Annotated in this window: 3 protein-coding genes and 1 pseudogene; 2 read left to right on the top strand and 2 right to left on the bottom strand. The window is 71.4% G+C overall.

Features of this window, described 5'->3' with window-relative positions; all coding sequences use genetic code 11:
* Positions 1-529: MFS transporter (locus tag GH736_RS20770; protein ID WP_159606695.1), on the bottom strand; the 529-nt coding region annotated here is incomplete at its 3' end.
* A 137-nt stretch (positions 530-666) separates the two neighbouring features.
* On the opposite strand from GH736_RS20770, the gene purU reads away from it, so the two are divergent.
* Both purU and GH736_RS20760 read left to right on the top strand, forming a co-directional pair.
* Entirely contained in the window at positions 667-1,539 is an 873-nt protein-coding gene (purU, locus tag GH736_RS20765) for a formyltetrahydrofolate deformylase (protein WP_159606694.1), read from the top strand.
* A gap of 76 nt (positions 1,540-1,615) precedes the next feature.
* Positions 1,616-1,990: a YrdB family protein gene (locus GH736_RS20760; RefSeq protein WP_159606693.1), complete on the top strand. Its 375-nt coding sequence runs from the start codon at positions 1,616-1,618 to the stop codon at positions 1,988-1,990.
* Positions 1,991-2,064: 74 nt separating this feature from the next.
* On the opposite strand, the pseudogene GH736_RS20755 reads toward GH736_RS20760, so the two are convergent.
* Positions 2,065-2,746, bottom strand: a pseudogene (locus GH736_RS20755) (hypothetical protein); the annotation flags it as partial.

The following is a 2,746-nucleotide window of genomic DNA, read 5'->3' as shown; positions in this document are numbered from 1 at the left end:
CGATCGCGAAGCCCGGGCGCCACCCGATGGACTGGCCGAGCACCGTCGTCGCGGGAACCCCGGCGACGAGGGCGAGCGTGCCGCCGCCGAGCGTCACCGAGACGGCGCGGCCGATCTGGTCGGCGGGCACGAGCCGCGAGGCGTACGACGCGACGATCGCCCAGAACACGCCGTGGGCGAGTCCGCCGACGACGCGCACGGCGATGAGCATCCAGTACTCGGGAACGAACGCCGAGGCGAGGGTGGTGAGCCCCAGCACCGTGAGCACGGCGACGAGCAGGCCGTGCCGCGGCATCCGGCTGGTGAGGGCCGTGAGCGGCGTCGACGTGACGACGACGGTGAAGGCGAAGACCGACACGAGCAGCCCGATGAACGGCTCGGCGACGCCGAGGCCCTCGCTCATCTCGGGCAGCAGCCCGGTGGGCAACATCTCGATCGTGATGGACAGGAAGACGCCCGCGGCCAGCATGAGCAGGCCGGGCCAGGGCAGTCGGGGTGCGCGCACGCGCGCGGATTCGGTGACGGACATGACGATGTCTCTCCGACGGCGTTCCCCGCAGCGGGTGCTTTCACCGCGCGGGTCGACTACGCGCTCGTGTGCGCGCCCAGGGCCGTGCGTTGACCGCCGACCACGAACCAGTGTACCCGACGCACTACTCTGGGCGGATGACCACGGATGCCGCACCCTCCCACCTGTTCCACTGGGTCGTGACGCTGGCGTGCACCGACGGTCCCGGCATCGTGCATGCGGTGAGCGGGGCGATCGTGGCGGCGCGCGGCAACATCACCGAGAGCCAGCAGTTCGCGAGCCTCGACACCGGGCGGTTCTTCATGCGCGTGCAGGTGGAGTCACCCGCCGGCCGCGCCGAGCTCGAGGCCGCGTTGGCGCCCGTCGCGGAGCGCTGGGACATGACGTGGCATCTCGACGAGGTCGGGCGGAAGCTCCGCACCCTCGTACTCGCGTCGACCGCGGGCCACTGCGTGAACGACCTGCTCTTCCGCCAGCACGCCGGGCAGCTGTCCGTCGAGATCCCACTGGTGCTCTCGAACCACGGCACCCTCCGCGACCTGGTCGACTTCTACGGCGTGCCGTTCGAATCGCTCGCGGTGACGGATGCCGCGTCGAAGGCCGCTTTCGAGGCGCGCGTGCTGGCCGCGGTCGAGGAGCACGACATCGAGCTCGTGGTGCTCGCGCGCTACATGCAGATCCTCACGCCCGAGCTCTGCGACGCCCTCGCCGGACGCTGCATCAACATCCACCACTCGTTCCTGCCGGGCTTCAAGGGCGCCAATCCCTACCGCCAGGCGCACGCGAGGGGCGTGAAGCTGATCGGCGCGACCGCGCACTTCGTGACGAGCGACCTCGACGAGGGGCCGATCATCGAGCAGAACGTCGTGCGGGTCGACCACTCCCGCTCGGTCGCCGAGCTCGTCGCCATCGGGCAGGACGAGGAGAGCCGCACCCTCAGCCAGGCGGTGAAGTGGTTCTCCGAGCGGCGGGTGCTGCTCGACGGCGCCCGCACGATCATCTTCCGGTGACCGCGGGCGGTTCGGGGTGGACCGGGCCGGTCCGCGTGACGGCGGACACCGGCCGCGCGAACTAGGCTGGAATGCCGTGAGCACCGCCCAGCCGAACCAGTCGAACGAGTCCCAGCCGAAGATCGGCCCGAACGACGTCCTGCGCTTCTTCCTCGAGCTGTTCGCGTTCGTCACGCTCGGCATCTGGGGGTTCGTGTCGTTCCCGCTGCCGTGGCCGGGCGTGCTCGTCGGAATCGGCGCCCCGGCGCTCGCCATCCTGCTCTGGGCGCTCTTCAACTCGCCGAAGGCGGTCTTCAAGGTCGACCCGTTCGGTCAGGCGCTCGTCGAGATCGCGGTGTTCTCGGCTGCGGCGGTCGCCTGGTGGATGATGGGCCAGCCCGTCGTGGCGGTCGTGTTCGCCGTCGTGGCGGCGGTCAGCGGCATCCTGCACGGGCGCAAGCAGCTCAGCTGAACGGCGGCGCCGGGGTCGGAGCATGCCCGCCGACAGCGGCCCGACGACTGACGCCGGACCGCTGACGCCCGTACTCAGGCGGTGACGCGGGCCTCGCTGTGCGCGATCCGTTCCGCGTCGAGCGACCCGTCCTCGATGGCGACGGCCTCGGCGTCGGGTTCCGCCCCGCCCGCCGTGCGGAAGTGGCCGATCATCGACAGCAGGATGCCGCCGACCGCCCAGCCCGTGAGCACGAGCCAGGGGAACGTGGTGTCAGCGGCGGGGAAGTACGACAGCTCGCGCATGAGCGTCGCGGCGGCTCCGGGCGGGAACCACTGGCCCACCTCGCCCCACGGCGCGAGGATGAATTCCTTCGGGACTGCGGCCGCGGAGATGGGGTTCGCGATGAGCAGCATGATGATCGGGCCGAGCGCGATGCCGGCGCGGCCCATGACGGCCACGAAGCCCGTGATCGGCGCGGCGATCGCGGCCAGCGCGAGGGCGATGCCGGCCGCGTTCAGCCAGTAGTCGCCCTGGAGCGCACCGAACCAGCCCTGCAGGATGCCGGCCAGGAGCAGCCCGCCGCCGGCCGAGTAGACGAGCACCGCGGTCACCCGGCGCATCGCGCCGATGATCGCGAGCGAGATGGCGATGCCGCCCAGCATGCCGCCGAGCACGAGCGGGAAGAGCGCGGCGGTGAGGCCCGTGCCGCGCGGATCACGCTCGGCGAGGGGCACGACGTCGGTTGCGACGACGTCGATGTGCGGCGGAGGCATC

Origin of the sequence: Agromyces humi (genome assembly GCF_009720255.1) — a bacterium.
Taxonomy (GTDB): domain Bacteria; phylum Actinomycetota; class Actinomycetes; order Actinomycetales; family Microbacteriaceae; genus Agromyces; species Agromyces humi.
Note: the sequence above shows the minus strand (reverse complement) of the source record. Positions and strands in the feature narration are given on the sequence as shown.